Source organism: Streptomyces sp. NBC_01352, assembly GCF_036237295.1.
GTDB lineage: Bacteria > Actinomycetota > Actinomycetes > Streptomycetales > Streptomycetaceae > Streptomyces > Streptomyces plumbiresistens.
In genome coordinates, this window is the sequence record NZ_CP108354.1 from 5,190,000 (window position 1) to 5,214,558 (window position 24,559).

Annotated in this window: 29 protein-coding genes; 11 read left to right on the top strand and 18 right to left on the bottom strand. The window is 70.0% G+C overall.

The window, feature by feature from the left end; translation table 11 throughout:
- Nucleotides 1-78 precede the first annotated feature (78 nt).
- The gene (locus OG252_RS24025; protein WP_329338580.1) at nt 79-774 is read left to right on the top strand and encodes a response regulator transcription factor; all 696 of its coding nucleotides are present in this window, start codon (nt 79-81) and stop codon (nt 772-774) included.
- A complete protein-coding gene (locus tag OG252_RS24030; protein WP_329338582.1) occupies nt 771-2,123 on the top strand; it encodes a sensor histidine kinase in 1,353 nt (450 codons plus the stop codon). Before OG252_RS24025 ends, OG252_RS24030 begins: the two co-directional genes overlap by 4 nt.
- Nucleotides 2,124-2,144: 21 nt before the next feature.
- Here the strand turns inward: OG252_RS24030 and OG252_RS24035 are convergent, their stop codons facing one another.
- The 3 genes from OG252_RS24035 to OG252_RS24045 all read right to left on the bottom strand — a co-directional run bounded on the left by OG252_RS24035 (nt 2,145) and on the right by OG252_RS24045 (nt 3,550).
- Nucleotides 2,145-2,651 (bottom strand): SgcJ/EcaC family oxidoreductase, encoded by a 507-nt coding sequence (locus OG252_RS24035; protein WP_266436145.1) that lies wholly within the window; start codon nt 2,649-2,651, stop codon nt 2,145-2,147.
- A 157-nt stretch (nt 2,652-2,808) separates the two neighbouring features.
- Nucleotides 2,809-2,991, bottom strand: coding sequence for a hypothetical protein (locus OG252_RS24040; RefSeq protein ID WP_266436147.1), 183 nt, complete (start codon nt 2,989-2,991; stop codon nt 2,809-2,811).
- 142 nt (nt 2,992-3,133) lie between these two features.
- Nucleotides 3,134-3,550: a hypothetical protein gene (locus OG252_RS24045; RefSeq protein ID WP_266436149.1), complete on the bottom strand. Its 417-nt coding sequence runs from the start codon at nt 3,548-3,550 to the stop codon at nt 3,134-3,136.
- A gap of 76 nt (nt 3,551-3,626) precedes the next feature.
- Here OG252_RS24045 and OG252_RS24050 point away from each other — a divergent pair, with 76 nt between their 5' ends.
- Entirely contained in the window at nt 3,627-4,361 is a 735-nt protein-coding gene (locus tag OG252_RS24050; protein WP_329338585.1) for a sulfite exporter TauE/SafE family protein, read from the top strand.
- A gap of 131 nt (nt 4,362-4,492) precedes the next feature.
- Here OG252_RS24050 and OG252_RS24055 read toward each other — a convergent pair whose 3' ends face one another.
- The 5 genes from OG252_RS24055 to OG252_RS24075 all read right to left on the bottom strand — a co-directional run bounded on the left by OG252_RS24055 (nt 4,493) and on the right by OG252_RS24075 (nt 7,571).
- The gene (locus tag OG252_RS24055; RefSeq protein ID WP_329338587.1) at nt 4,493-4,882 is read right to left on the bottom strand and encodes a twitching motility protein PilT; all 390 of its coding nucleotides are present in this window, start codon (nt 4,880-4,882) and stop codon (nt 4,493-4,495) included.
- Nucleotides 4,879-5,163 carry a hypothetical protein gene (locus OG252_RS24060; protein WP_329338589.1) on the bottom strand — a complete coding sequence of 95 codons (285 nt, stop codon included), beginning with the start codon at nt 5,161-5,163 and terminating at the stop codon, nt 4,879-4,881. Before OG252_RS24060 ends, OG252_RS24055 begins: the two co-directional genes overlap by 4 nt.
- A gap of 79 nt (nt 5,164-5,242) precedes the next feature.
- Complete coding sequence (locus OG252_RS24065; protein WP_266436157.1) at nt 5,243-6,289, bottom strand: hypothetical protein; 1,047 nt, start codon at nt 6,287-6,289, stop codon at nt 5,243-5,245.
- A gap of 275 nt (nt 6,290-6,564) precedes the next feature.
- Nucleotides 6,565-6,825 carry a DUF397 domain-containing protein gene (locus tag OG252_RS24070; protein WP_266436158.1) on the bottom strand — a complete coding sequence of 87 codons (261 nt, stop codon included), beginning with the start codon at nt 6,823-6,825 and terminating at the stop codon, nt 6,565-6,567.
- Complete coding sequence (locus tag OG252_RS24075) at nt 6,822-7,571, bottom strand: helix-turn-helix domain-containing protein (RefSeq protein WP_266448258.1); 750 nt, start codon at nt 7,569-7,571, stop codon at nt 6,822-6,824. Before OG252_RS24075 ends, OG252_RS24070 begins: the two co-directional genes overlap by 4 nt.
- Nucleotides 7,572-7,712: 141 nt before the next feature.
- On the opposite strand from OG252_RS24075, the gene OG252_RS24080 reads away from it, so the two are divergent.
- Nucleotides 7,713-8,132 carry a hypothetical protein gene (locus OG252_RS24080; RefSeq protein WP_329338592.1) on the top strand — a complete coding sequence of 140 codons (420 nt, stop codon included), beginning with the start codon at nt 7,713-7,715 and terminating at the stop codon, nt 8,130-8,132.
- Here the strand turns inward: OG252_RS24080 and OG252_RS24085 are convergent.
- Complete coding sequence (locus OG252_RS24085; RefSeq protein WP_266436162.1) at nt 8,107-8,520, bottom strand: SsgA family sporulation/cell division regulator; 414 nt, start codon at nt 8,518-8,520, stop codon at nt 8,107-8,109. The two genes, OG252_RS24080 and OG252_RS24085, sit on opposite strands and share 26 nt — an antisense overlap.
- A 122-nt stretch (nt 8,521-8,642) precedes the next feature.
- Between OG252_RS24085 and OG252_RS24090 the strand changes: the two genes are divergently transcribed.
- A complete protein-coding gene (locus OG252_RS24090) occupies nt 8,643-10,085 on the top strand; it encodes a sigma-70 family RNA polymerase sigma factor (protein WP_266436164.1) in 1,443 nt (480 codons plus the stop codon).
- A gap of 15 nt (nt 10,086-10,100) precedes the next feature.
- On the opposite strand, the gene OG252_RS24095 is transcribed toward OG252_RS24090, so the two are convergent.
- The 3 genes from OG252_RS24095 to OG252_RS24105 all read right to left on the bottom strand — a co-directional run bounded on the left by OG252_RS24095 (nt 10,101) and on the right by OG252_RS24105 (nt 11,817).
- The gene (locus OG252_RS24095) at nt 10,101-10,760 is read right to left on the bottom strand and encodes a DUF5063 domain-containing protein (protein WP_266436166.1); all 660 of its coding nucleotides are present in this window, start codon (nt 10,758-10,760) and stop codon (nt 10,101-10,103) included.
- Nucleotides 10,753-11,352, bottom strand: coding sequence for a recombination mediator RecR (gene recR / locus OG252_RS24100; RefSeq protein ID WP_266436168.1), 600 nt, complete (start codon nt 11,350-11,352; stop codon nt 10,753-10,755). The genes OG252_RS24095 and recR overlap by 8 nt, the downstream gene beginning before the upstream one ends.
- A gap of 120 nt (nt 11,353-11,472) precedes the next feature.
- On the bottom strand, nt 11,473-11,817 hold the full coding sequence (locus OG252_RS24105; protein ID WP_078936353.1) for a YbaB/EbfC family nucleoid-associated protein: 345 nt from the start codon (nt 11,815-11,817) through the stop codon (nt 11,473-11,475).
- Nucleotides 11,818-12,098: 281 nt separating this feature from the next.
- Between OG252_RS24105 and OG252_RS24110 the strand changes: the two genes are divergently transcribed.
- On the top strand, nt 12,099-12,848 hold the full coding sequence (locus OG252_RS24110; RefSeq protein ID WP_266436176.1) for an SLATT domain-containing protein: 750 nt from the start codon (nt 12,099-12,101) through the stop codon (nt 12,846-12,848).
- 181 nt (nt 12,849-13,029) lie between these two features.
- Here OG252_RS24110 and OG252_RS24115 read toward each other — a convergent pair whose 3' ends face one another.
- From OG252_RS24115 to OG252_RS24130, 4 genes are all read right to left on the bottom strand, one after another.
- Nucleotides 13,030-14,565 (bottom strand): substrate-binding domain-containing protein, encoded by a 1,536-nt coding sequence (locus OG252_RS24115; RefSeq protein ID WP_329338599.1) that lies wholly within the window; start codon nt 14,563-14,565, stop codon nt 13,030-13,032.
- A gap of 152 nt (nt 14,566-14,717) precedes the next feature.
- Nucleotides 14,718-16,670 (bottom strand): serine/threonine-protein kinase, encoded by a 1,953-nt coding sequence (locus OG252_RS24120; RefSeq protein ID WP_329338601.1) that lies wholly within the window; start codon nt 16,668-16,670, stop codon nt 14,718-14,720.
- Between the two features lie 83 nt (nt 16,671-16,753).
- The gene (locus OG252_RS24125; protein WP_266436182.1) at nt 16,754-17,215 is read right to left on the bottom strand and encodes a MarR family winged helix-turn-helix transcriptional regulator; all 462 of its coding nucleotides are present in this window, start codon (nt 17,213-17,215) and stop codon (nt 16,754-16,756) included.
- On the bottom strand, nt 17,212-17,829 hold the full coding sequence (locus tag OG252_RS24130) for a type 1 glutamine amidotransferase family protein (protein WP_329338604.1): 618 nt from the start codon (nt 17,827-17,829) through the stop codon (nt 17,212-17,214). The genes OG252_RS24125 and OG252_RS24130 overlap by 4 nt, the downstream gene beginning before the upstream one ends.
- Before the next feature lie 174 nt (nt 17,830-18,003).
- Between OG252_RS24130 and OG252_RS24135 the strand changes: the two genes are divergently transcribed.
- From OG252_RS24135 to OG252_RS24145, 3 genes are all read left to right on the top strand, one after another.
- A complete protein-coding gene (locus OG252_RS24135) occupies nt 18,004-19,359 on the top strand; it encodes an aspartate aminotransferase family protein (protein WP_266436184.1) in 1,356 nt (451 codons plus the stop codon).
- A 147-nt stretch (nt 19,360-19,506) separates the two neighbouring features.
- Nucleotides 19,507-20,208, top strand: a complete 702-nt coding sequence (locus tag OG252_RS24140) for a GntR family transcriptional regulator (protein ID WP_329338607.1) — start codon at nt 19,507-19,509, stop codon at nt 20,206-20,208.
- 131 nt (nt 20,209-20,339) lie between these two features.
- Nucleotides 20,340-20,990 (top strand): hypothetical protein, encoded by a 651-nt coding sequence (locus OG252_RS24145; protein ID WP_266436186.1) that lies wholly within the window; start codon nt 20,340-20,342, stop codon nt 20,988-20,990.
- Between the two features lie 21 nt (nt 20,991-21,011).
- On the opposite strand, the gene OG252_RS24150 is transcribed toward OG252_RS24145, so the two are convergent.
- Nucleotides 21,012-21,305 carry a hypothetical protein gene (locus OG252_RS24150; protein WP_266436187.1) on the bottom strand — a complete coding sequence of 98 codons (294 nt, stop codon included), beginning with the start codon at nt 21,303-21,305 and terminating at the stop codon, nt 21,012-21,014.
- Nucleotides 21,306-21,454: 149 nt separating this feature from the next.
- Between OG252_RS24150 and OG252_RS24155 the strand changes: the two genes are divergently transcribed.
- Entirely contained in the window at nt 21,455-22,060 is a 606-nt protein-coding gene (locus tag OG252_RS24155) for a Uma2 family endonuclease (RefSeq protein WP_329338609.1), read from the top strand.
- A gap of 66 nt (nt 22,061-22,126) precedes the next feature.
- Here the strand turns inward: OG252_RS24155 and OG252_RS24160 are convergent, their stop codons facing one another.
- Nucleotides 22,127-23,410, bottom strand: coding sequence for an adenylosuccinate synthase (locus tag OG252_RS24160; RefSeq protein ID WP_329338611.1), 1,284 nt, complete (start codon nt 23,408-23,410; stop codon nt 22,127-22,129).
- 201 nt (nt 23,411-23,611) lie between these two features.
- On the opposite strand from OG252_RS24160, the gene OG252_RS24165 reads away from it, so the two are divergent.
- Nucleotides 23,612-24,505: a diacylglycerol kinase family protein gene (locus tag OG252_RS24165; RefSeq protein ID WP_329338614.1), complete on the top strand. Its 894-nt coding sequence runs from the start codon at nt 23,612-23,614 to the stop codon at nt 24,503-24,505.
- Nucleotides 24,506-24,559 lie beyond the last annotated feature (54 nt).

Below are 24,559 nucleotides of genomic sequence, written 5' to 3' on the forward strand. Positions count from 1 at the left end.
CAGAACAGCCTCCCGGGAAAAGTGCCAAGCGTCACAGGCGACGCATGTGAGTCAACTTTCAAGCACTAGGGTTCGCGTGTGCACGTACTCCTGGTGGAAGACGATGAGCCGGTCGCCCAGTCCCTGCGCCGAGGTCTGACCCGCTACGGCTTCGAGGTCGACTGGGTCACCACGGGCGCCGCCGCCCTGGCCCACCCCGAGCCCTACGACGTCGTACTCCTCGATCTCGGCCTGCCCGACACCGACGGCCTCGACGTCTGCAAGGCCCTGCGGGAGCGCGGCGACGTACCGATCATCGTGATCAGCGCGCGCAGCGACGAGACGGACCGGGTGGTCGGCCTGGAGCTCGGCGCCGACGACTACGTGTCCAAGCCGTTCGGCGTACGGGAGGTCATCGCGCGGATACGAGCGGTGATGCGGCGGATGCAGCCGCGCACGTCCGCCGCCGACACCGGCCCGGACCGCTACGGCACCCGCCTCACCGTCGACCGCAAGGCCGCCCGCGTCCGCCTGGACGGCGAGGAGGTCGCGCTCGCGCCCAAGGAGTACGACCTGCTGGCCTTCCTCACCGAGGAGCCGGGCGCGCTGATGTCGCGCGAGCAGATCATGGAGGCGGTCTGGGACGCGAACTGGTTCGGCCCGACGAAGACGCTGGACGTGCATGTGGCGGCGCTGCGGCGGAAGCTGAAGGGGGCGATCACGATCGAGGCGGTAAGGGGTGTCGGCTTCCGCCTGGAGATCGCCAACGGCGAGACCGGTGACGGCGTCTCATGAACCGTCAGCTCATCCGGAGCTACATCCTGATCGTCGCGGTCGCGATCTTCCTCTTCACCGTGCCGGTCGCCTTCACGCTCACCAAGCAACTGCGGGACGACACCGCGGTGTCCGTCCTCCGCGAGGCCAAAACCATGGCCCTGCTGCTCGGCAACGGCGACGGGACCTCGTGCGACGCCCTTGAGCAGATGGCCCAGGCGTACCGCACCGAGACGCCCGGCAGGGTCGAGGCGACCCCGACCAACGGCTGCGTACCGAAGCTGCCCCGGCCCGAGAACGACGCGGCCCTGGCCCAGGCCCTGAAGGGCGAGAAGCCCGCGCCCGACTGGGGTGCCGACTTCATATGGGGCAAGGAGCTGGTGGTCACCGTCCCCGCCCGGGCGTCCGGCGAGGGCGGCGCCGTACGGATCGTGTACTCGACGAAGGACATGACCGCCCGGCTCTGGCAGATCTGGGGCTTCCGGGCCGGCCTCGCCGTGATCGTGCTGGCGGCGGCGGCCGCGATCGGCGCGTTCGCCGCCCGCAGAATCACCGCGCCCCTGCGCGAACTCAACGGCATGGCCAGCAAGTTCAGTGACGGCGACCTGACCGCACGCTCGCCGGTGACCGGTCCGCCGGAGACCCAGACGCTGGCCCGCACCCTCAACCAGGGCGCGGAACGCCTGGACACCCTGGTCGCCTCGCAGCGCATCTTCGTGGCGGACGCCTCCCATCAACTCCGTACGCCCCTCACGGCTTTGCGGCTGTCCTTGGACAACATCGCGGACGGCGTGGACGACGAGTTCGTCCGGGAGGACGTGGAGCAGGCGACCGCCGAGGTGGTCCGGATGAGCCGCCTGGTCAACGGCCTGCTGGTGCTGGCGCGGGCCGAGGCCAAGGTGACGGCCGCGGAACCGCTGTCCCTGCCGGACATCGTGGACGAACGTCTGGCGGTGTGGAGGCCGGCCGCCGACGAGCGCGGAGTCACCGTCGCGCTCAGGGGGAGTGCCGACGGCCGGCTGCTGGTGCTGACCAGCCCCGGTCACCTGGACCAGGTGCTGGACAACGTGCTCTCGAACGCCCTGGAGGTGTCGCCCGACGGCGGCACGATCACCGTACGGATGGAGCAGCAGGGCGAGGAAGTGGTGCTGTCGGTTCTCGACGAGGGTCCCGGCATGTCGGATCCGGAGAAGTCCCGCGCCTTCGACCGCTTCTGGCGCGGCCAGGGTCTGACCGGCCGCTCCGGGTCCGGGCTCGGCCTCGCCGTCGTCAAGCAGTTGGTGACGGACGACGGCGGGACCGTGACGCTCCGGGACGCTCCGGGCGGCGGGCTGTGCGTGGAGATCCGCCTGCGGGCGGCCAACCGTTAGGCCCGTGAGGCCCGTTGGGCCTCAGCCCTCCGGCATCGCCGAGGAGTGGTGGTTCATGATCAGCCACTTGCCGTCGATCTTCTCGTACACGTACGTGTAGCGGGCCTCGACGACTCGCTTCTTGCCGGTCTCGTGGTCGGTGAGCGTGAACTCGTAGACGCCGGCGTCGATGGCGGTGTTGCTGTCGAGGACGTTGACGATGGTCTCGATCTTCTTCCCGACCGGCTTGTTCTCCAGGAAGTGGTTGAAGTAGTCGACGATCTCGGCACGGTCGCTGCGGACGTTGTTGGAGACGGTGGGCAGCAGAACCCCGTCCTTCGCGTACAGGTCCGCCACCTTGCCCGAGTCACCGGTCTGCAGGGCGGCGTTCCAGCCGTCGAACAGGGCGGCGATCTGCTTCTTGCTGGCCTTCGGCTCCGAGGCGGAGTCCGAACCGGCCATGCTGACGCCGGCGGTGAACGTACCGACGGCGACGGCGGCGGTGGCGGCTACGACGGCTGCGCGCTTGGCTATGGAACGACGGGTCATCGTGGTCTCCAGCGGTAGTGCGAGGTGGGGGTCTCTCCCTCCGCGTTCGGTGCGGTGTGGAGTGACTCCAGACTCTCTTTTCGCTGGTTAGGGCCCGTGCAGCCGAGATACAGGACAGATCCAGCACTCGGCCAATTGACGTTCCGTACCGGTACGGTTACGCGGCGCTCCGCCGACCGCGCAGCAGGCTCACCCCGGCGCCCATGGACACTACGCCCATCCCGACAGCCGTCATGATGCCCTGCGCCCCGTCCACGGCGAACGGCGCGACCGCTGCGACGGCGAGGTTGAAGAGGAAGAGGAACCACAGGGCGGGCTTGGAGGAGAGCAGCGACTTCATGACGTTTTCCCTTGAGTGAGGGCCATTCCCTGGCCGGTTGGCCGGTTGACCTTGTGCCCTCAACCATTCCGTTTTCCGACGGCCGCCACGAGGGAGTGCCCTCCCGAACCGATGGTGTAGCGGGCTACACCGTACGAGCCACTCAGGCGTCGCCCGTCGACACCGAACCGATGTCCCCGCCGGCCGCGACGGACCGCTCCCCGGAGGCGGTGACGGGCCGCCCGCCGGAAGGCGGCGCCGAACCGGGAACGGTCGTAGGAGGGGCCACGGCCTGGACACCGTCGCCGGTGGCGACCGCCCCGATGCTCCCGCCCGCGGCGACGGACCGCGCACCGCTAGCGGTGACTGACGCGTGCGGAGTTCCAGAGCCTCCCGAGGCTCCCGAGAAGAGGGCGTAGATGGTGAGCGCCAGACCCACCAACCCCGCCGCTCCCCCGGCCACGCTCGCCCACGGATCCGCCGCGTCGACGTCCAGCACGCCCCCCACGACCAGCCCCGCCGCACCCGCGACACAGAGCCCGATCCCCGTCCACATCAACACCTTCGAACGCCCCGTCATACGGCCATCATGACGGCCGGGGCGACCGAGGCGCAGGGGCTTGGCCCGCCGGCTCCGGCCGGGGAGGATGCCGATCATGACGACGAGCGGCTGGGCGGGCGACGTACTGCTGACGGCGATCGTCCTGCTCGGCTCGTCCGTCCAGTGGCTCACCGGCATGGGCTTCGCCCTGGTCGCCGTACCCGCACTGATCCTGCTGCTCGGACCGGCCGAGGGGGTCGTCCTGGCCAACTGTGCCGCGGGAGCGATCAGTGTCGTGGGGCTGGTGGGTGGTTGGCGACAGGTCCGGTGGGCGGCCATGCTGCCGCTGTGCGTGGCGGCGGCGTGCACGGTGCCGGCGGGCACGTGGGTCACTCGTCAACTTCCGGAGCCCGTACTCCTGTTGGCCATGGGCGGCCTGGTGACCGTGGCCGTGCTGCTGGTGATGCGGGGCGCGCGGGTACGGGCACTGCGGGGCACCGGGGGCGCCCTGGCGGCCGGCGCGGCCGGCGGTTTCATGAACGCGGCGGCGGGTGTGGGCGGCCCGCCGATTTCCCTGTACGCCGTCAACGCGGGCTGGACGGTACGGGAGTTCGTGCCGAACGCGCAGTTCTACGGGGTGGTCGTGAACGCGTTCTCGGTCGCCTCGAACGGGTTGCCGTCGCTGAGTACGCCTCGGTGGGTGTCGGTGGGCGCGGCGATGGTGGTGGGGGCGCTGATCGGCAGGGGGCTCGCGGGGCGGCTGCCGGAGGAACGCGCCCGGTTGCTGGTGTTGGTGCTGGCGTTGGGGGGTGGGGTCACGGCGGTGGGGAAGGGGTTGTGGGGACTGTGAGCGGCCTCTCCCCGGCCGTCCGGTCTCGGGCGCCCGGCGGGCGAGTTCCTCGGACTCCTCGACCGGCATCTGGGCGCGCCGACACCCATACCGGCCCTCGGCCGGGGAAGACCGCCGCTGCGCCCAGCTCTTCATGGCCGCTCGACGCGGATGCGCTTGCGGTTGGCGCTCGTGGCCAAGGCCCGGATGTCCTCGAGGTCATCCGTGAGGATTGGGGCGTCATCGTGCGTGAGGGATGCGAGCACGACCGTGGCATCGATCACGTCCGCCGTGCCGTTCTCCTGACACAGAAGCGCTGCCGCTTTCGCAGTGGTCTCGGTCAGTGGCAGGACAAGGCAGGGACGCAGCACCTTGTGCAGGTTGGCAGCCTTGGGACGGGTGTCCCAACACTGGGCCAGCACCCCCGCCGGAATGATCGGCCGTACGTCCGCGGCCAGGAACTCGTCATGCTGCGCGAGGAAGTTCCGGTCGTTCTTCGCGGCTGCGAGCAGGGCACCCGCGTCGTACACGACATGGCTCATGCGGACTGCGCCCCCGGCGTGCCGCTCTCGCTCCACCCCATGAGGTCGGCCACACGGGCCCTGGCCTTGGCACGCTCTTCCTCTGTGAACATGCCGTACTGCTCCTGGTACTCGACCATGGCCTCTCGGCCATCGCGCATCCGCTTCCGATGGCCCAAATAGGCCTCCAGCGCCCGGCTGACCACAGTCGAGATCTGCTCGTCCTCAGCCTCGGCATGCTGCCGCAGCGCCTCGCCGAGCCCGGCGTCGATACTCACGCTGAACTTCACCTTCTCTGCCATATTACGAATGTAATCCGGGAGTCCTGCTGGGACCACCGGCACGCGGAGGCGCGCGTACGTTCCCCTGTGTCACCGACCGTCACCAGTTCCAGTGCCTCGGCGGGAGACCGTTGGCGATGCGGTCCCGGTTGTCGCGGTAGTGGTAGAAAACGCGGTCCTCGATGGGCACCGAGCGGAACGTGTCGGGCACAGGGCCGCCCGTACGGCGTTCCAGCTTCTTCTTGAGGTAGTAGGCGGACGTGACCCCCAGGTGCGCGATCTCGGCGAAACCCTTCGTGACGTCGTCGTCGGTCATCGGGTTCTCCGCGTCCTCCTTGCGGCAGTCCTCGCAGATACCCCGGTCGATCTTGACCGTGCGTTCGTCCTGGTCGCAGCTGGCGCAGGCCATGATCACGCGGGTGACGCGGCCACGGAGGGGACCCGTCGGGGCCGTGGAGGTGTCGGTGTCGTTCTTGTGCGGGGGCATTTTCGCCTCCAGTCGCTTGCGGGCGAGTCCGCCCGGGTTGGTGACAGGGGATGGGAGCCCGTCGGTCAGGGCTCGGGTGATGTCGTTCGGCGTCGCGCCACGGGAGAGCCACTCCGCGGCGAGGGGTTCGAGGGACTGGCAGTCGGACGCGGAGAGAGGCATACGGGGGTCCGCGGCGCGGAGTCCGGCGAGTACGCGGTACGCGGCGCTGGGCTCGTCGGGAGCCGACTCGTCCGGCGTGGCTTCGGGGGTTGGCTGCGGTGCCGGATCCTCGGTCCGGGCCAGGCCCGGCCGGCAGTCCGTCACGTCCTTGCCGTGCCGTTCCCGCGCAAAGTTCGCCCACCACTCCGGCGACCTGGGCGTACGCGACCAGTACGTCCGCGTCACCCACCGCATCGAGTTGTCCTCGACGGTGATGTGTTCCTTGATCCAGCGCAGGTGGCCTGCCTCGGTGAGGCGGTTCAGAGAGCTGCGCATCGACTGCTGGCCGTAACGGGGATGTTCCGCCGCGAGCACCTTGTGCCCCATCGCGTGGCCGTTGTCGAGGTGGTCGATGAAGACGGCGACGTCGGCGTCACGCGGGAGCAGATGTGCGAAGTCCGGGTCGGCGTGCGGGTCTTCGTCACCCGCGGAGCGTTTTCCGTAGCCCGAATTGGCCATGGGGTGCGACGGGGACGGCAGGGCAGGACTAGGGTTGGCGTAAGCCACGATCGAGCTCTTTCGATCCGTAGGGCTAGGCCCCGGAGCCGGTGTTGGCGCACCGACCGGGGCCGATCTATTGCCGCGAACCTAGAGCGGTTTCACTCTCCGGCGCAAGCTGGTCACGGAACGTCACCCATTCGAGGTACGCCGCCTCAACTCACGTACAGACATGGTTGGTTGGGTTGGATTTTCAACCAGCCCAGAACCCATGGGAAGAGCTCGGAGCCCGAGGCTCAAGCTCCGGGGCGACCTGCGGAAACTCCGGAGATGAACGCCGTCCAGGCGGGGGCGGTGAGGTGCAGTCGGGGGCCCGAGAGGTTCTTCGAGTCTCGGACGTGGATGGTGACGTGGGGGGCGGGAAGGGCTACTTCGACGCAGTTGCCGCCCTCGTTGTCGCTGTAGCTCGACTTGAACCAGGCGAGAGCGACCTCGACGCAGTTGCCGCCCTCGTCGTCGCTGTAGCTCGACTTGAACCACTTCAGCTGGTCGCTCATGGCTGATCCACCATCCCCTCGATGAAGCGGGCCGACTCAGCGGGGCTGAGAGCCTGCGCGCGGATCATGCTAAGCCGCTGGGTCACGCGGCTGACAACCTCCAGGTCGGACGAAAGTTCGCTGGCGAACGGCCCTTCCGTGAAGGCGAACCGCTCGTGGTCACAGGTCTCCAACAGCACCATCGGCCCCATGAGTGCGTCGCTGATGGCTCGTTCGAAGGGGAGCACCTGCAAGATGACGTTCCGGAGGCAGGGCACCTCCAGCAGTCGATGCAGTTGCTCGGCGTTCACCTGGGGACTGCGCAGAGCAGCCTCATAGATCACGAAGTGCAGCGCCACCGGCGGCCGACGGGTGAAAATGACCTGCCGCTCCATCCGTGCCGCGACCCGCTCGTCCACCGTCTCCTCGTCAAGAGGCGGAAGGCGGTTCTCGATCAGCGCCCGCGCGTACGCCTTCGTTTGCAACAGCCCGGGGATGAGCGCGGTCTCGTACGACCAGACACTGGTCGCCTCCTTCTCCCGCTCCATGAAGTCGAGCGCCCGCGCCGGAAACCTCTCCCTCTGCAAGTACTCCTTGGCCGCGCTCAGCATGCCCTCCGCCCGGCACAACTCGTCCGCCACGTCGAGCACTCGCGGCGTCGGCATGCGTACGCCCTGCTCCATGGACTTGATCGTGTCCGGCGAGTAGTTGGAGGCGGCGGCGAGTTCCTCGCGTGTGACGTTCGCCTTGGTACGCCAGCGCTTCATCTGGTTGCCGCTGTACCGCCAGGCCACGGGCGGCTGGGAGTTGACGTTGTACTGACCCGACACAGCACGCACCTCCGACGGATACACCCCGGCGCGTATCACCTCAGTCGCTACCGAGCGTAGCGCCGTCGACGCCACTGTGTGACCATGACGAACGCAATTCACCGCCCCGACTGGATCCCGGCCTCCGGCCACCAACTCCGCCTCGCCGGGGTGCACTTCGATGCCGTACGGATCGAAGGCGTACGAGGCGAAGTGGTCGCCGAGCGGATCACCGAGGCGGCGGACGGGGACGCGGGGCCGGTCGTGTGCGAGGCCGCCGGGTTCCGGTGGATGTATTTCCTGCTGGCGCCCGGGGAGGTCCGGAATCACAGCTGGCCGCTGGGGGTGCAGCGGTTCGGGAGCAGAGGGGATCGGGCCCTCACGTACATCGGGATCCCCGCACTCGACGGCAACACCTGGCCCCTGCGCTGGTACAGCGAGCCGACGCCGACGACGCCGTACGTCCGTGCCGCCCAACTCCGCGCGGTGCTCATCAGTTCACGCCGAACACTGACGTGAGGCCCTGGTCGAGGACCGGGTCCACGGTTTCGGTGCCCGGCTCGACCACGGTGTACGAGCGCCGCAGGAAGCGGCGCAAAAGCAGTGTGTCGAACCAGATCAGCGCCACGCCCTGCGGTGCGTGGAACTCGACGAACGTGCGGCGGGGTCCGCAGGGCCATATGTGGACGCTGCCGATGCCGGCCGGAGCGCCGAGGCCCTCTTCCAGGAGGGCGCGGGCGAAGGTCCAGGTCACTTCCTCGCCGTCGAGCGTGACATGGGCCGGGAAGCCGATGTGCACGGCGAGCGGGTCGGCGGCGGTGTAGCGGAGCGTGGCCGGTATCGCGCGCTCGCGGTCGTCGGAGGTGACCAGGCGGGCACCGATGGGCTGTTCCATGGTGACGTTCATGCCAGTGAGAGCACGGGGAGGGGCTCCTGATTACGCCGTTTCCGGAGTCAACCTGTGTGACCTGCGGCACGTTTCGGCCATTTAATTGAGACTTTCACCAACTCGGATTACAAACTCCTGCCATGAACGACGGTCCCACCGCCACGTACGCACGCCTCTACGAGGAGCAGCAGCCTCGCCTCGTCGCGTACGCGCGCTCGCTCACCAGGAACGCCTGGACCGCCGAGGATCTCGTCGCCGAGGCGCATTTCCGTGTGTGGCGGCGGCTGTCCGCCGGGCACGAGATAGACAACGTGCCCGCGTATCTCATGACGACGGTGCGGCATCTCGCGGCCGCCGCCGGGAGCGCCGTACGCGAGACCCCGCAGGATCCGCAGGTTCCCGAGCAGGGCGCGCGCGGAGCGCGGCGGGACGACGACTCGTCGGCCGACCCGGCCGAGCAGGTGTCCTCCGTCGACCTGCTGGTGCGCGTGCTGGGGCAGTTGCCCGAGCGGTGGGTGAAGGCGCTGTGGCTTGCCGAGGCGGAGGGACAGCCGCTCGCGGCGGTCGGATCGCAGATCGGGTCCAACCAGGGCGCGACGGCCGTACTGCTGCACCGGGCCCGCGAGGGCATGCGGCAGGCCTTCCTTCAGGTGCAGACCGGCGCTCCCGACGATCCGGCCTGTCAGGTCCACTGGGCGCGCTTGCCCGCATACGTGCGCGGCACGGCGACGACACGTCAGTCCGAGCGCCTGCTCGGCCACGTCGACGCGTGCGACGACTGCCGCGGGCGGCTCGCGGTCCTGATCCAGGCCAACAACCGGCTGCCCGCGCTCGTCGGTCCGGCGCTGCTCGTGTTCGTGCTGGGCGGCGCGGGCAAGTTCCTGCTGCCGTTCGCCGCCGGGTCCACCGGTGCCGTGGTGGCCTCCGCGGGCGGGCCGGGCGGCGGGCTGCTGCACGGGGTACGTGATGTCGTCACCGGTGGCTCGAAGGCAGCCGCGGTGGGGGCCGGAGCGGCCGTGGTGGGTATCGCCGCCGCGCTCCTCATCTCGCTCGGCGCGATCGACCCCTCTCCGGGACCGGGTCCGGCTCCGTCGGAGAGGGTGCCGGTGGCTGAGGCTCCGGTGGCGGAGGTGCCGGTGGCGGAGGTGCCGGTGCCGGTTGTTGAGCCGCCGCAGGATCCGGCCTTGGACGCGGCCGAGGAGCACGGCACATCCGTCGCAGCGGCTGACAGTGGCGGCACGGGCCGGGCCGCCTCGGTCCCGGATCCGGCCGCCGAGTCCCCGACAACCGAACCGCCGGGCACCGACGCGCCGAAGCCGGCAACGCCCCGGACAGAACCCCCGATACCTCCGTCACCCGTGCCCGCGCCTGAACCGGATGATCCCGCCACCCCAACTCCTGCGGATCCCGGACCGGTTGAGGAGCCCTCCGCCCCTCCGGCGACGACCGAACCCGCTCACCCCGCCGAGCCCGCTCACCCCGCCAAGCCCGGTCAACCCGCCGAACCAGCCAAGCCCGCCGAACCAGCCGAACCCGCTCCGCGGCCGGCGCCCCCCGGCTCCGGCGCCGACTGCGATCACTGACTGATCGCGGGCGCGCTACTTGGCCTGGGGCAGACCCAGCGGGCCGCCGATCTCCTCCGCCATGACGCGGCCCGCCTCGAACTCGAGGGTGTCGTCGCCCATCGCCTGGTCCGTGTCCAGGCCGTCGAGCTCCTCCAGGGGCTGGTTCAGGCGGACGTGGGCCACCACCGACTGGAGTGCGCGCAGCGCCGCCGACGCGGTGGAGCCCCAGTTGGAGAAGTAGGAGAACTGCCACCACCACAGGGCCTCCGAGGTGCGGCCGGCCTTGTAGTGGGCCATGCCGTGGCGGAGGTCGGTGATGACGTCGGTGAGGTCGTCCGAGATGCGGGCGGGGACGGGCGCCTTGCGGGGCTCGTAGGGGTCGAAGACCTCGGAGTAGACGTCGATGGGCTCGAGGAGGCGGGCGAGGTTCTCCCGCAGGTCGTCCACGTCGCCCTCCGGGCCGAGGTCCGGCTCGTAGCGCTCGTCGGGGACGATGTCCTCGTGCGCGCCGAGGCGGCCGCCGGCCAGGAGGAGCTGGGAGACCTCCAGGAGGAGGAAGGGGACCGCCGAGTCCGGCTCGTCGCCCTTCGCGACCTCCGTGACGGCCACCAGGAAGCTCTCGACCTGGTCCGCGATCTGGACCGCGAAGTCGTCGGGTTGCTGGGCTGTCGCGTGCAGCGTGGCGTCAGACATCTAGGAGTCGTCTCCCCTCGAAGGCGCGGCCGAGAGTCACCTCGTCCGCGTATTCCAGGTCGCCACCCACCGGGAGGCCGCTGGCCAGGCGGGTGACCCTGAGGCCCATGGGCTTGATCATGCGGGCGAGGTACGTGGCCGTCGCCTCGCCTTCGAGATTCGGGTCCGTGGCGAGAATCAGCTCGGTGACCGTGCCGTCGGCGAGACGGGCCAGGAGTTCCCTGATCCGCAGGTCGTCGGGGCCGACCCCCTCGATCGGGCTGATCGCGCCGCCCAGGACGTGGTACTTGCCCCGGAACTCGCGGGTGCGCTCGATCGCCACCACGTCCTTCGGCTCCTCGACCACGCAGATGACGGTCAGGTCGCGGCGGGTGTCGCGGCAGATGTTGCACAGTTCCTCCTGTGCCACGTTGCCGCAGGTCGCGCAGAAGCGGACCTTCGCCTTGACCTCCATCAGGCACTGCGCGAGGCGCCGTACGTCCGTCGGTTCCGCCTGGAGGATGTGGAAGGCGATCCGCTGCGCGCTCTTGGGACCGACGCCGGGGAGCCGCCCCAGTTCGTCGATGAGGTCCTGGACCACGCCTTCGTACAACGGACTGCCCGTCCTTCCGTGCTTGCTGGGGGTCCTTCTGTACGTACGGTAGTTGGCCGAGGCCCGTCTTAGTAAGGCAGGTCGGCCCCCGGTTTCGGTCGGCCCACGGTATCGGGGACGTCAGAACGGCAGGCCGGGGATACCGCTGCCGCCGCCGAGGCCCTGCGCCAGCGGGCCGAGCTTCTGCTGCTGGAGGGTCTGCGCGTTCTCGTTGGCCGCCTGTACGGCCGCGACGATCAGGTCGGCGAGGGTCTCGGTGTCTTCCGGGTCCACCGCCTTCGGGTCGATCTTCAGCGCGCGGAGTTCGCCGGCGCCGGTGACCGTGGCCCGTACCAGGCCGCCGCCCGCCTGGCCGTCGACCTCGGTCCTGGCGAGTTCCTCCTGCGCGTTCGCCAGGTCCTGCTGCATCTTCTGGGCCTGCTGCAGCAGCTGCTGCATGTTGGGCTGGCCACCACCGGGGATCACGATCAGCTCTCCTTGGTCGGTACGGGGGTCCGTTCGGGTTTGCCGTTCAGCACGAGCCTACGTGCTCCACGCAGCCATCGCCCCAGCACTCTTTCGAGTGAGTGGGCGCGGAATCCTGTACCTGATCAAGGGCCTCTTCCGGGCGGAAAAGAGGGGAAAGCTACGCCTTCGCCACCCATTGGGCGCTAGGAAGGTAGCGGCGCGTCAGCATCAGGTGTCACGGTGTGACGCGGACTGTGTCACGCAACGTGATCGGTTGGGATGAGGGTAGGGAGTGCCGGGTGGGTCAGCCGGAGATGCAGCCCGAGGGTCCTCCTCAGGACGGGCGGGGTGAGGGTTCGGCCGGGCTGCGGCCGGGCGATCTGACCGGGCGGGAGTTTCCGCTCGGGGACTGGGGGGAGCCCGCCGTGCGGCTGGACGAGCTGTACCGGTGGGTGGAGCGGGGGGCGCTGGAGACGGCGTCCTGGTATCTCGCGGACCGGGTGTGGAAGCGGCGGGGGGCTCGGGGGCTGCGGGTGGGGGCGGCGGGGGGTGCGGTGGCGGGGGCCGCGTTGCCGCTGCTGGACATGACGGGGGTGGTGGGTGGCGTCGCGCCCTGGGGGTATCTCTCGCTGCTGCTGGGGGTGGCGTGCGTGGCCGTCGACCGGTTCTTCGGGGTGACGGCCGGCTGGATAAGGGACGTGGCCACGGCTCAGGCCGTGCAGCGGCGGCTTCAGGTGCTTCAGTTCGACTGGGCCTCGGAGTGTGTGCGGGAGGTGTTGGGGCCGGCGGACGGGACGGCGAGTGAGGCTGCCGAGCGGTGTCTGGGGGTGCTTCGGCGGTTCTCCGAGGACGTGACGGAGCTGGTGCGGACGGAGACGGCGGACTGGATGGTCCAGTTCCGGACGGGTGCGGCGCCGCTCGGTATCCAGTCGGCGGTGGTCGTGGGGCAGCGGACGGACTCGGGGGCTTCTCAGGGGCGGTTTCCGTTGCCGCCGGGGGCGGGGGCTCGGCCGAACATGCCTCGGCAGCGGCCGCCGGAGCCGCGGTGAGGGGGCATGGGGTGGTTGGCGTGGGATTTTCCTCGCCCCCGCCGCCCCTACCCGTCCCATCCCCAGGGGCGCTGCCCCTTCGACCCCGCCAGGGGCCCCGCCCCTGAACCCCGCTGGGGCTGCGCCCCAGACCCCCTTCGGCCCGAAGGGCCTCGTCCTCAAACGCCGGACGGGCTGGAAGTCAGTCCTCCGCGCAGAGTTCCAGGCCCTCCGGTGTTGAGCACGGGATGTGGCCGTGGGTGCGGATTACGTCCTGGCCGTTTCCTCGGGCCAGGTAGGTGAGGAAGCTGGAGGCCAGGGAGTCGGCCGGGGGGCGGCCGTAGGTGTAGGCGTACTCGATCTCGCGGTAGGGGTAGTCGTTCGTGCCGTGTTCGATGGCGTCCACGGAGGGGGTGTCGTCGTCGACGCGGAGGATGTGGAGGCCCTTGGCGCTGCTTGCCGCGTTGAGTTCGCTGTAGCCGACAGCGCCCCGGGTCGCGGCGACGGTGGTCAGCACCTGGTCCGTGGAGTCGAGTTCACAGCGGATGACGGGTGCCGTCGGGTCGTCCTTGTGAACGCAGTCAAGGGACGAGTTCGCGATTTCGCCGCGTCCCAGCACCCGCCGCTGAAACACCTGCCTCGTCCCCGAGTTGGCGTCCCGGCTGATCAGGTGCACGGGCAGGTCGGGGCCGCCCAGCTGCCGCCAGTTCCTGATCTCGCCGCGGTAGAGACGTCGTACGTCCTGGGTCGACAGGTTCGTCAGGCGTACGTCGTCGTTGACCACCAGCGCGAACACCGACACCGCCACCCGGTTCTCGCGCAGCTCCGGCAGGCCGTTCTGCTTGGGGCCGTCCGACAGGGCCACGATGGGCGGCGCCCCCTTCGCCCCCGCCTTCGCGCCGGCCGCCGCCAGCTCCCGCAGGCCCGCCGTCGACCCGTGCGGATCGACCTCGATGTCCGCGCCCTCGCAGTCCCCCTCGTACTTCTTGGCCACCTCCTTCAGCACCGGCGCGAACGCCGTCGAGCCGGTCAGGGTCAGCGTGCCGGTCGCGCAGCCGATCGGAGGGCGGGTGTCGTCCTGGGTGACGACGATCGTGGCGAGGGTGAGGACGCTGAGCGTCAGCATGATGGTGATCAGCCGGGCCGCGCGGCTGAACAGGGGCGGTTTCTCGTCCGGGGTCGCGCTGCGGTTCATGTGGACCACGCCGTCGCGGATTCCGCCGCTCAGCCGGACCTCACTGTCGACGTCGCCGCCGGACAGCATCACGAGCAGTTTGAAGTGATCGCCGCGGTTGAGGGGGACGCGCGGGATGCGCAGGGTGCGGCCCTCGTAGCCGAAGCCTCTCGCGGCGGTGAAGTGGTCCATCAGGTGGTCTGTGTCGGACGGCTGGGTGACCGAGACACCGCGGATCGCGCGGTCGGTGAACACGGCGGTGAGACCGTGGACCTCGGGGCTCGTGTAGTCGTCGCGATCGATGCTCTGCGAGCCGTCGTTCTCGATGCGGAGCAGCACCAGGGTGGCGTTCGACATGTTCGGCGCCTCGTCGAAGACTCCGAGCCGGACGTTGGGGCGGCCCATGCGCACGTCGTCGCCTATCGGGTTGTCCATCTGGACGCGATAGCCGAGGCGTTTGCGGCGCGGCACCCGGCGCTCGTACCAGACCATCACGCCGGACGCGGCGATACTGAGGACCGCTGTGGCCAGGGCGACGACGTTCTCCGCGCTCAGCAACTCCACCGTGGGTGCCCCCGCTACTCCCCGGAGCCGAATCGTGAGGTGTCACCGTACGGCTGTGCGAGGCGGGATTCCGGCCCGGTCGGCGGAAGTTCGCCTGACGTTCAACGACGTGCAGGAGAAGCGGACTTGGTCACTGCAGGGTCACTGCCGGGTCACTGCCGGGTGTACGTCAGCCTCTCGTCCGTGCCCGTGTTCGTGCGCTCCAGCGAGCCGTCCGGCAGCAGGGTGATCTCGGTCGGCGTCCCCGGAGAACAGGACGAGCGCGGCTGTCCGCTGGTGACCGTGGACGGGCCGATGCTCAACGGGCCCTCGCCGCTCGGCTCTTCGGCAAGGTCCGCCTGGAAGACGCAGTGGTACGTGCCGTTGGCGGTGGGTCCGTCGGCGACGAGCGACAGGACCGTGTCGCCCGTCTCGCCCTGCCGCAGGGTCAGTTCGCGGGTGTGCAGGCCGTCGGCGTTGTCGATCGTCGTGGTCCAGGTGCCGAGGTAGTCGGCGGGGATCGCGCCGTCGGACGGCGGGGCGGAGGTCGTCGGCTGTGAGGGAGACGGTTGTTCTTCGGGCGTGCTCCGGCCGGGAGTCGTGGGAGCGGTCGCGGAGGGGGTGGTGGTCCCCCCGGCTGCCTCCCCGCCGCCGTCGCCGTCACCGCTCAGCAGGGCGTAGACCGAGCCGCCGGCGGCCAGCGCCACGACCAGGGCGACGAGGACGAGTACGGCGGTGGAGCGGCGGTTCCTTCCGGGCTCCGGAGGGCCGGAATACGGGGTGACGGCGGTCGGGGGCGGGCCGTGGGGCGGGGTCTGGCCGAGGCCGCCGTACGGGTGGGGAGGGTGGTTGTACGGCGGCGGGGTGCCGGGCTGTTGCGGATAGCCGTACGCCGAGGGCTGCGGGTGTTGTTGCGGGTAGCCGTACTCGGGGTGGGCCGGGACGGGCGGGGACGGGGCGGGCGGTGCGCCCGGACCGCCCTGGCCTGTGACGACCGTGGGCAGGTGGTCCAGCCGCCCGCCGCTGCCCGGCTCCCCCGGCACGGGCGGGCCGGAGGGCGCGCCGGGAGCCTGGTTCGGGAGCGGAGGAGCGTTCGGGGACAAAGACGGAGACGGGCCATCGGCAACGGCGGCGTGCTCGGGAGACGCTTCAGGAGACACCCCGGGCGGCACCCCGGGAGCCGGCCCCGCACCTCCACCCACCCCCTCCGGGTCCTCCGTGTCCAGCAACCGCACCGCGTGCCGCCCCAGTTGAGCCACCAGCACCCCCGGCAGCCAGGGGTCCCGCGAGCGCCCCATGAACACCGTGTCCTCCGCCGCCGTACGCTCCAGGATCCGCTCCAGCGTCGGACGTGCCCCCGGTTCCTTCTTCAGGCAGGCGCGTACGAGGTCGGCGATGCCCTCGGGGACGCCCTCCAGGTCGGGCTCCTCCTGGGCGATGCGGAACATCAGGGCGTGGACGCCGCTGTCGGCGGTGCCGAAGGGGAGCCTGCCGGTCGCGGCGTACGCCAGCACCGAGCCGAGGCAGAAGACGTCGCACGCGGGGGTGATCCGGTCGCCCCGCACCTGCTCGGGCGCCATGAAGCCCGGCGAGCCGACGAGCGCGCCGGTCCTGGTCAGTCCCCCGTCCGTCACCGTCTCCAGCGCCCGCGCGATGCCGAAGTCGATGACGCGGGGGCCGTCGATGGTCACCAGCACGTTGGACGGCTTGAGGTCGCGGTGGACGATCCCGGCGGCGTGGATGTCCTTCAACGCGTTCGCCAGACCGGCACCGAGGATGCGGACGGAGCGTTCGGGCAGCGCCCCGTGGTCGTGGCCGACGACCTGCTGGAGGCTCGGCCCGGCGACGTACCCGGTGACGACCCACGGCACGGCGGCCTCGGTGTCCGCGTCGATCACGGGCGCCGTCCAGTACCCGCCGACCTGCCGCGCGGCCTGCACCTCCTGCCGGAACCGCGCCCGGAACTCGTCCCGCGCGGCCAGTTCCTCCCGTACGAGCTTGACGGCGACCGTGCGCCCCCGGTCGGACCGGGCCAGGTACACCTGCCCCATCCCGCCGGCGCCGAGCCGCGCCAACATCCGGTACGCGCCGATCCGCTGTGGATCCCCAGGCCCCAGTTTCTCCATCGTCGCGCCGCCTTCCCCCGCCCCGCACGTGAGCAACAGCCCGAGGATAGTGCGCGGCCACACTGCGGTGAGCTGGGGTTTGTCTACGGTTCCGTAACAGGCGGGCCCAGCTCTTCGAGCATCTTGGACAGCCGTTCCAGCACCCGTACGGCGTCCGCCAGTTCGGCGTCGTCGCCGTACGCCCGGGCCAGCCGCTCGGCGAAGGCCGCGTGCCCGGGGCCGATGCGGGACACCGCCGCCCGCCCCTCCGCCGTGGGCGCCAGCAGCTTGGCGCGCCGGTGCGCGGGGTTGGGCCGGTACTCGGCGAGCCCCTTGTCCACCAGCAGATCGGCGATGCGCTGCACGCTCTGCCGGGTGATGCCCATCGCGCGCGCGACCCCGGCGACCGGCAGCGGCTCACCGAGCACCGCGCCGAGCACCTGCCACCAGGCGGCGGTGAGCCCGGCGGGCTTGGCCAGCTCCTCCGCCACGGCGAGGAACTGGCCGTTGAGCCGGAAGACGCCGAGCGCGCTGCGGCTGAACAGGTCCTGCCGCTCACGGCTCACTGCTGCGCACCCGCCTGCTCCAGTACGGCGTAAGCCTCGGCGTCGGAATGGTGGAACAGCCGGTACCAGGCGTCGAGCACCTCGCCCTCGTACACCCCGAGCAGTCCGAAGATCTCGCGCGCGAAGGCGACGGGCTCGGTCGGGCCGGCGGTGATCAGGCCGCGGTCGGTGACGGCGTCCGCGTCGACGTACCGCCCGCCGCCGCCGTAGCCGGTCGCGGCCAGGTAGAAGGAGACCGCGCTGGTGTGCTCACGGTCGTCGAGCAGCCCCTCGCGGGCGAGGCCGGCGGTGGCCCCGCAGATCGCGGCGACGGGCACGCCGGCGTCCAGGAACTCCCGCGCCTTGCGGGCGAAGGGGGCGAGGTCGTCCGAAGTGTCCCAGAGGTCGGCGCCCGGGAGGATCAGCAGGGAGCTGTCCTCGGGGCGTACGTCGTCCAGCGCCAGGTCGGGCTGGACGCGCAGACGGCCGATGGATGTCACCGGCTCCCCGGTCGGGCCGACCGTACGGATCCCGTACCCGGCGCGGGCGAGATACGCGGTCGTGTGGCCGGTCTCCCAGTCGGCGTAGGTGTCGTACACGGCGTGATGCACGGGCTTGCGATCACCGCTGCTCATGACTGCCTCCTCGTTCACTGACCATCTGATGACAACATCCTGTCATTTCGACAGGAAGCTGTCAACTCTCTCACGGACCTGCCTTCGGCCTTCGACAACCTGTCGCGGAAACCCCCTGTCCACAGACAGGACGCCGATACCGCTTCCGCATCGCGGACATTTACGCTCACTCACATGACCCCTCAGCCAAGCCCCGAGGTCGGCGCCGCCGTGAAGGCCGCGGACCGTGCGCACGTGTTCCACTCCTGGTCGGCGCAGGAGCTCATCGACCCGCTCGCCGTCGCCGGCGCGGAGGGGTCGTACTTCTGGGACTACGACGGCACGCGGTACCTCGACTTCACCAGCGGGCTCGTCTACACCAACATCGGCTACCAGCACCCGAAGGTCGTCGCCGCGATCCAGGAGCAGGCCGCGACGATGACGACCTTCGCGCCCGCGTTCGCGATCGAGGCGCGGTCGGAGGCGGCGCGGCTGATCGCCGAGCGGACGCCCGGCGACCTGGACAAGATCTTCTTCACCAACGCCGGTGCCGACGCCGTGGAGCACGCGGTGCGCATGGCGCGACTGCACACGGGGCGGCCGAAGGTGCTGTCGGCGTACCGCTCGTACCACGGCGGCACCCAGCAGGCGGTCAACCTCACCGGGGACCCGCGCCGCTGGGCCTCCGACAATGCCGCGGCCGGTGTCGTGCACTTCTGGGCGCCCTTCCTGTACCGCTCCCGCTTCTACGCGGAGACCGAGGAGCAGGAGTGCGCGCGGGCCCTTGAGCACCTGGAGACGACGATCGCCTTCGAGGGGCCGGGGACCGTCGCCGCGATCCTCCTGGAGACCATTCCGGGGACGGCCGGGATCATGGTCCCGCCGCCGGGCTATCTCGCGGGCGTCCGCGAGATCTGCGACAAGTACGGCATCGTCTTCGTCCTGGACGAGGTCATGGCCGGGTTCGGGCGGACCGGCGAGTGGTTCGCGGCCGACCTGTTCGACGTCGTGCCGGACCTGATGACCTTCGCGAAGGGCGTGAACTCCGGGTATGTGCCGCTCGGCGGGGTCGCGATCTCCGGGGCGATCGCGGAGACCTTCGCCAAGCGGCCGTACCCGGGCGGGCTGACGTACTCGGGGCATCCGCTGGCGTGTGCGGCGGCCGTCGCGACGATCAACGTGATGGCCGAGGAGGGGGTCGTCGAGAACGCGGCCCGGCTCGGGGCGGACGTCGTCGGGCCGGCGCTGCGGGAGCTCGCCGGGCGGCATCCGTCGGTGGGCGAGGTGCGGGGCGTCGGCATGTTCTGGGCGCTCGAGCTGGTGAGGAACCAGGAGACGCGCGAGCCGCTGGTGCCGTACAACGCGTCCGGTGAGGCGAACGCGCCGATGGCCGCGTTCGGCTCCGCCGTGAAGGCCCAGGGCGTGTGGCCGTTCATCAACATGAACCGGACACATGTGGTGCCGGCGTGCAACGTGAGCGAGGCGGAGCTGAAGGAGGGGCTGGCGGTGCTGGACGCGGCGCTGTCGGTGGCGGACGAGTTCACGCGGTAAGAGTTCACGCAGTAAGTGGGGTGGTTTCGGGCAGTGGCCGGTCATCACTGGGTGAAAAACGTCCCGCGAACTCGAACGCGTAAGGTGGCGTGCTCGTAGACATATACGTGCACGCCACCCGATCGCGACGAGGGAGACGCCCCGACCATGCCCGCCACTAGCGGCAACGGCGCAGTGACCCGCAGCACCCTGCGGCAGCAGATCGCCGACGCGCTTCGTGACGAGGTGCTGGCCGGGAGGCTCCAGCCGGGGCAGGAATTCACGGTGAAGGAGATCGCCGAGCAGTACGGCGTCTCCGCCACACCGGTGCGCGAGGCACTGGTCGACCTCTCCGCGCAAGGGCTCCTGGAGGCCGACCAGCACCGGGGCTTTCGCGTGCACGAGTACTCGTACGAGGACTTCCGCGGCATCATCGAGGCCCGCGGCCTGGTCATCGAGGGGATGTTCCAGGCCCTCGACAACGGCCACCGGGGCTACCGCGATCTTGACGACCCCCGTACGGCCGCCGCCGTGGCGGGCGTACGCCGTCGCGGCGAGGAGGCGCAGCGCGCCGCGACCGCCGGTGACATCACCGTCCTGATCGGCTACGACCTGCGCTTCTGGCGCGAACTGAGCACCCTCTTCGGCAACCCCTACCTGGCCGACTTCCTGCACCGGCTGCGGGTGCAGTCCTGGGTGTGCACGGTCCAGCACCTGCGCCGGCTGACCGACCTGCGCGGCAGCCTGTGGTCCGGCCACACCGAACTGGTGGACGCCCTGGCCGAGCGCGACACCAAGGCCGCCCGCTCGATCGTCGCCGCCTACAACACGTACTCCCTCGCGCTGATCGAACGCCTCGCCGCCGGGTGAGCGGGGCGGGCACGGGTATGGGACCTGCACGACGGCAGCGAAGTCCGCACCGCACCGACTACCCTGCCTTGACCACCGTGTGACAACCACTGTGACGACCGCAGCGCTGCGCGTGACCGAGGAGCTGACTTTTGGCCTGTGACCTGTGGCTGGTGCCGCTCGTGGACGTGTTGTGCCACACCCCGGACAATCCGTTCGCCGAGGAACTCGCGCAATACAACAAGGTGCTCGCCGAGGCCGGGCTCCCGCCGGTGCCGGTGTACCAGTACATGCCCGGCCTGTCCGGCGAGGTCGCCCCGGTGGCCGGCTTCGACTACGACGCGCTGCACTTCCTGCGCCGCGCCTATCTGCTCCAGGTGTGCGGGCTGCCGGTGACACCGGTGGACGAACTGGGCGGCGACTACGAACAGTTGCTGGAGATGTTCGAGGCGACGGCCCAGCAGTCCCACCTGGTGTGGCACTACGACCACGCGGGCGCCTACGTCCCGGTGGACTTCCCGCACCCGCTCTCCAACGACGAACTCCTCGCGGGCGGCGGCCCGCTGGGCTCCTCCCAGACACTGCTGCGGGAACTGGAGTTCGTCGCCCCGTCACTCGGCATCGACCCGGCCAACCCCCCGGCGCCCCCGGAGGCACCGCTGGCCCCCACGGAGCTGGAGGAGCCGGCCGTACCGCCGCCGTACGATCCCAGCCCCTTCGCCCGTGAACGTCACGTCTGGCTGGGCCTGCACGCGGCGGCGACACGGAGTCTGGCACAGGGCTCGATGATCATCTTCAGCTGAGCCGCAGGGCTCCGCCGGTGATCAGCGCCCCAGTTGGGAGAGGCCCTTCTGTACGTCCTCGAGGTTCATGATCGGGGTGTAGGAGATCTTCGCACCCAGCTGGAGGAAGAACGGCTCGCTGATCACCGGCATCTGCGAGCTGTCCTGCATGTCGAAGACCAGGAAGGCGGTGCGCTGGCCGTTCTCGGCGGTGAAGTAGGCCGCTTCGGGCTTGATCTGTTCGACCGACTCCTGGATCAGCTTCCCCAACGTGCCGTTCCGGATGGCCTCGTTCGCCTTCTCCGTGTCCATCGATGCCTTGAGCAGTACGCGCATCGCATTCACCTTCTTCTGGTCACCGGACGCATACAACGGTCAGGCTATGTCTGATACGTCCGGTTGGTGCGTACATGTTCACGTACGGTGCCGTGTTCAGTTGGCTACCCTGAGTGGCGTATGGCAGTTCTTGGAGGGGAGAGCGCATCATGACGGTGATGATTGAGCGACCGACGATAAGCAGCACGGAGCCCCACAGCTTCGAGGCGATGCTGGACGACCTCGACAGGCTGGACGTGCTGGACGGCTACAAGGCCGAGATCATCAGGGGGAGCATCGTCATGTCGCCCTGGTCGAAGGGGTACTACACCCGCGTCATGAACCTGGTGTGCAAGCAGCTTCAGCGGCACCTCCCCGACGGCCACTTCATCAGCCAGGCTCCCAACCTGTTCGTCTTTCCCGGGCTTGAGCGTGCCTACGGGCCGGACATCCACGCAGCGCACGAGCAGGTGCTTGAGACGTCGAGCAACCGCCTCGACGGAGAAGCCCTCTCCTTCGTCGCCGAGTTGACCTCGTCCGCCACTCGCGACGACGACCTGTCCGACAAGGTCGAGACGTACGGAAAGGCGGGCGTCCCCGTCTACCTGATCCTCGACATGCAGGAGGAGAAGGCCACCGTGCTGTGGGCACCGACCGCCGAGGGCTACACGGCCCGCCTCAGCAAGCCGTTCGGCGAGAAGCTCGACATCCCCGCGCCCTTCGACTGCACGCTCGACACCACCGAGTTCCAGGCCCCCGCGGCAACCCAGGAGTGACACACGGGTGCCCCCGTCCGACACCGGACGGGGGCACCCGTGGCACAACCCCTCTGAACCGCCGTACTAGATGAACGAGTTGATCTCGATCGTCTCGTCCCGGCCCGGGCCCACGCCGATCGCGGAGATCGGGGCGCCGGACATCTCCTCCAGCGCCTTGACGTAGTCCTGGGCGTTCTTCGGCAGGTCGGAGAAGGACTTCGCCTTGGAGATGTCCTCGGACCAGCCCGGCAGCATCTCGTAGACCGGCTTCGCGTGGTGGAAGTCGGACTGGGAGTACGGGAGTTCCTCGACGCGCTTGCCGTCGATCTCGTACGCAACGCAGACCGGGATCTCCTCCCAGCCGGTCAGGACGTCCAGCTTGGTGAGGAAGAAGTCGGTCAGGCCGTTCACGCGGGTCGCGTACCGCGCGATCACCGCGTCGAACCAGCCGCAGCGGCGGTCGCGGCCGGTCGTGACGCCCTTCTCGCCGCCGATGCGGCGCAGCGCCTCGCCGTCCTCGTCGAAGAGCTCCGTGGGGAACGGGCCCGCGCCGACGCGGGTCGTGTACGCCTTCAGGATGCCGATGACGCGGCTGACTTTCGTCGGGCCGACGCCGGAGCCGGTGCAGGCGCCGCCCGCGGTCGGGTTCGAGGACGTGACGAAGGGGTACGTGCCGTGGTCGATGTCCAGGAGGGTGCCCTGGCCGCCCTCGAAGAGGACCACCTTGTCGTTCTCCAGGGCCTGGTTGAGCACCAGGACCGTGTCGGCGACGTACGGCGCGAGCCGGTCGGCGTAGGTCAGCAGCTCCTCGACCACCTGGTCGACGGCGATCGCACGCCGGTTGTAGAGCTTGGTGAGGATCTGGTTCTTGACGTCGAGGGCCGCCTCGACCTTCTGGGTGAGGATCGACTCGTCGTACAGGTCCTGGACCCGGATGCCCACGCGGTTGATCTTGTCCGCGTAGGTCGGGCCGATGCCGCGGCCGGTCGTGCCGATCTTCCGCTTGCCGAGGAAGCGTTCCGTCACCTTGTCGACGGTGACGTTGTACGGCGTGATGATGTGAGCGTTACCGCTGATCAGGAGCTTGGACGTGTCGACGCCGCGCTCGTTCAGTCCGTTCAGCTCGGAGAACAGGACCGACGGGTCGACGACGACTCCGTTACCGATGACCGGGGTGCACCCCGGCGAGAGGATTCCGGAAGGGAGGAGGTGGAGGGCGTACTTCTGATCGCCCACGACTACCGTGTGGCCGGCGTTGTTGCCGCCCTGGTAGCGCACCACATAGTCCACCGAGCCACCGAGCAGGTCGGTCGCCTTTCCCTTGCCTTCGTCACCCCACTGAGCACCGAGCAGCACAAGTGCGGGCACGCGCGTACACCCCTTCCGGGCGGGGCATGTCCAAGGTCAGGGGCGTACGCGACATTGACTGTGCGCCGCACAGCCTGTTTCGTACACCGGCGACCTTCGTTGGCCGCAACCCGTCGGACCGGATGCCCCGGAATAGACGAAGCCCCTGGCGCAATAGCGCAAGGGGCTCTTGCACAAAGATGCTACCCGAGGAAGCGAGGCATGACCGAGGTGGCGACTTCCGACCAGCTCCTTGTGGTCATCGACCCGGTCGCCCGCCGGACCGACGGTGAGGCCGTACGGATCGCGAAAGACGTGCTCAGCGCGGGTGCGACCACGAAAGTGTGCCTCCCCGAGGGGCCCGAGGAATTCGCCCGGGCACTCCAGAGAAAAGGTTCCCGCAGGCCGGTCGTGATCGGCGACGACCGGGCCCTGGTGCGCACGGTGTCCCTGCTGCACCGGTGGCGGGAGCTGGCCGGATGTGGGCTGTCGGTGGTGCCGGTGGGGGGCGCTCAGTCCCTTGCCCGCTCCCTGGGCGTCCCCGCGGGCGCGGTCGCGGCGGCACGGGCCGTCCTGGACGGCGCCGAGCGGCGCATGGACCTGCTGGTCGACGAGAGCGACGGGGTGGTGCTGGGCGCGCTGCGGATTCCGCCCCTGACGGGGGTGCCGGAGGACGCCGCGGAGGCCGACCGGCACGGCGCCGACCTCGACTCCGCGCGCCCCTGGATACGGACCTGCCAGTCCCTGGTACGGACCCTGGTGACGGCCCGCCCCACCCGCTCCCTCTCCCCAGCGTCCGCCCCCGGCCACTCCCGCCTCCGCGTGGAGGTCGACGGGATCACCCTGGTGGACCTTGACCAGCCCCTGGAGGCCCTGTCGGTCATCCCGGGCGACTCGGGCCTGGCCGAGGTCGAGGCCCGGCCCCTGTCGGTGGGCGCGGAGGCGACACCGCTGCTGGCGACGGGCCGGCGGATCACCGTCTCGGGACCGGACTTCCGGTACCGGGCGGACGCGGTGGTGTCGGGGCCGGTGCGGAGGCGGACGTGGACGGTGTGGGAGGGGGCGTGGGGGCTGACGCTGCCGGTGGCGGCGGCTGGTGATCACTCACTTGGGTGATCACACCGTGGAACGCGCCCGCCCGCTCCCTTCGCCGGTGACGCTGGTGTCCAC

Bases quoted from the DNA above. Each gene is read 5' to 3' on its own strand.
- OG252_RS24040 (WP_266436147.1), bottom strand. From the start codon at position 2,991: ATGAAGTCGCTGCTCTCCTCCAAGCCCGCCCTGTGGTTCCTCTTCCTC.
- OG252_RS24090 (WP_266436164.1), top strand. From the start codon at position 8,643: ATGAACGACGGTCCCACCGCCACGTACGCACGCCTCTACGAGGAGCAG.
- OG252_RS24120 (WP_329338601.1), bottom strand. From the start codon at position 16,670: ATGGAGAAACTGGGGCCTGGGGATCCACAGCGGATCGGCGCGTACCGG.
- OG252_RS24095 (WP_266436166.1), bottom strand. From the start codon at position 10,760: ATGTCTGACGCCACGCTGCACGCGACAGCCCAGCAACCCGACGACTTC.
- OG252_RS24050 (WP_329338585.1), top strand. From the start codon at position 3,627: ATGACGACGAGCGGCTGGGCGGGCGACGTACTGCTGACGGCGATCGTC.
- OG252_RS24085 (WP_266436162.1), bottom strand. From the start codon at position 8,520: ATGAACGTCACCATGGAACAGCCCATCGGTGCCCGCCTGGTCACCTCC.
- OG252_RS24075 (WP_266448258.1), bottom strand. From the start codon at position 7,571: ATGAAGCGCTGGCGTACCAAGGCGAACGTCACACGCGAGGAACTCGCC.
- OG252_RS24070 (WP_266436158.1), bottom strand. From the start codon at position 6,825: ATGAGCGACCAGCTGAAGTGGTTCAAGTCGAGCTACAGCGACGACGAG.
- OG252_RS24165 (WP_329338614.1), top strand. From the start codon at position 23,612: ATGACCGAGGTGGCGACTTCCGACCAGCTCCTTGTGGTCATCGACCCG.
- OG252_RS24135 (WP_266436184.1), top strand. From the start codon at position 18,004: ATGACCCCTCAGCCAAGCCCCGAGGTCGGCGCCGCCGTGAAGGCCGCG.
- OG252_RS24030 (WP_329338582.1), top strand. From the start codon at position 771: ATGAACCGTCAGCTCATCCGGAGCTACATCCTGATCGTCGCGGTCGCG.
- OG252_RS24045 (WP_266436149.1), bottom strand. From the start codon at position 3,550: ATGACGGGGCGTTCGAAGGTGTTGATGTGGACGGGGATCGGGCTCTGT.
- OG252_RS24140 (WP_329338607.1), top strand. From the start codon at position 19,507: ATGCCCGCCACTAGCGGCAACGGCGCAGTGACCCGCAGCACCCTGCGG.
- OG252_RS24035 (WP_266436145.1), bottom strand. From the start codon at position 2,651: ATGACCCGTCGTTCCATAGCCAAGCGCGCAGCCGTCGTAGCCGCCACC.
- OG252_RS24130 (WP_329338604.1), bottom strand. From the start codon at position 17,829: ATGAGCAGCGGTGATCGCAAGCCCGTGCATCACGCCGTGTACGACACC.
- OG252_RS24060 (WP_329338589.1), bottom strand. From the start codon at position 5,163: ATGGCAGAGAAGGTGAAGTTCAGCGTGAGTATCGACGCCGGGCTCGGC.
- OG252_RS24065 (WP_266436157.1), bottom strand. From the start codon at position 6,289: ATGGCCAATTCGGGCTACGGAAAACGCTCCGCGGGTGACGAAGACCCG.
- OG252_RS24155 (WP_329338609.1), top strand. From the start codon at position 21,455: ATGACGGTGATGATTGAGCGACCGACGATAAGCAGCACGGAGCCCCAC.
- OG252_RS24150 (WP_266436187.1), bottom strand. From the start codon at position 21,305: ATGCGCGTACTGCTCAAGGCATCGATGGACACGGAGAAGGCGAACGAG.
- OG252_RS24055 (WP_329338587.1), bottom strand. From the start codon at position 4,882: ATGAGCCATGTCGTGTACGACGCGGGTGCCCTGCTCGCAGCCGCGAAG.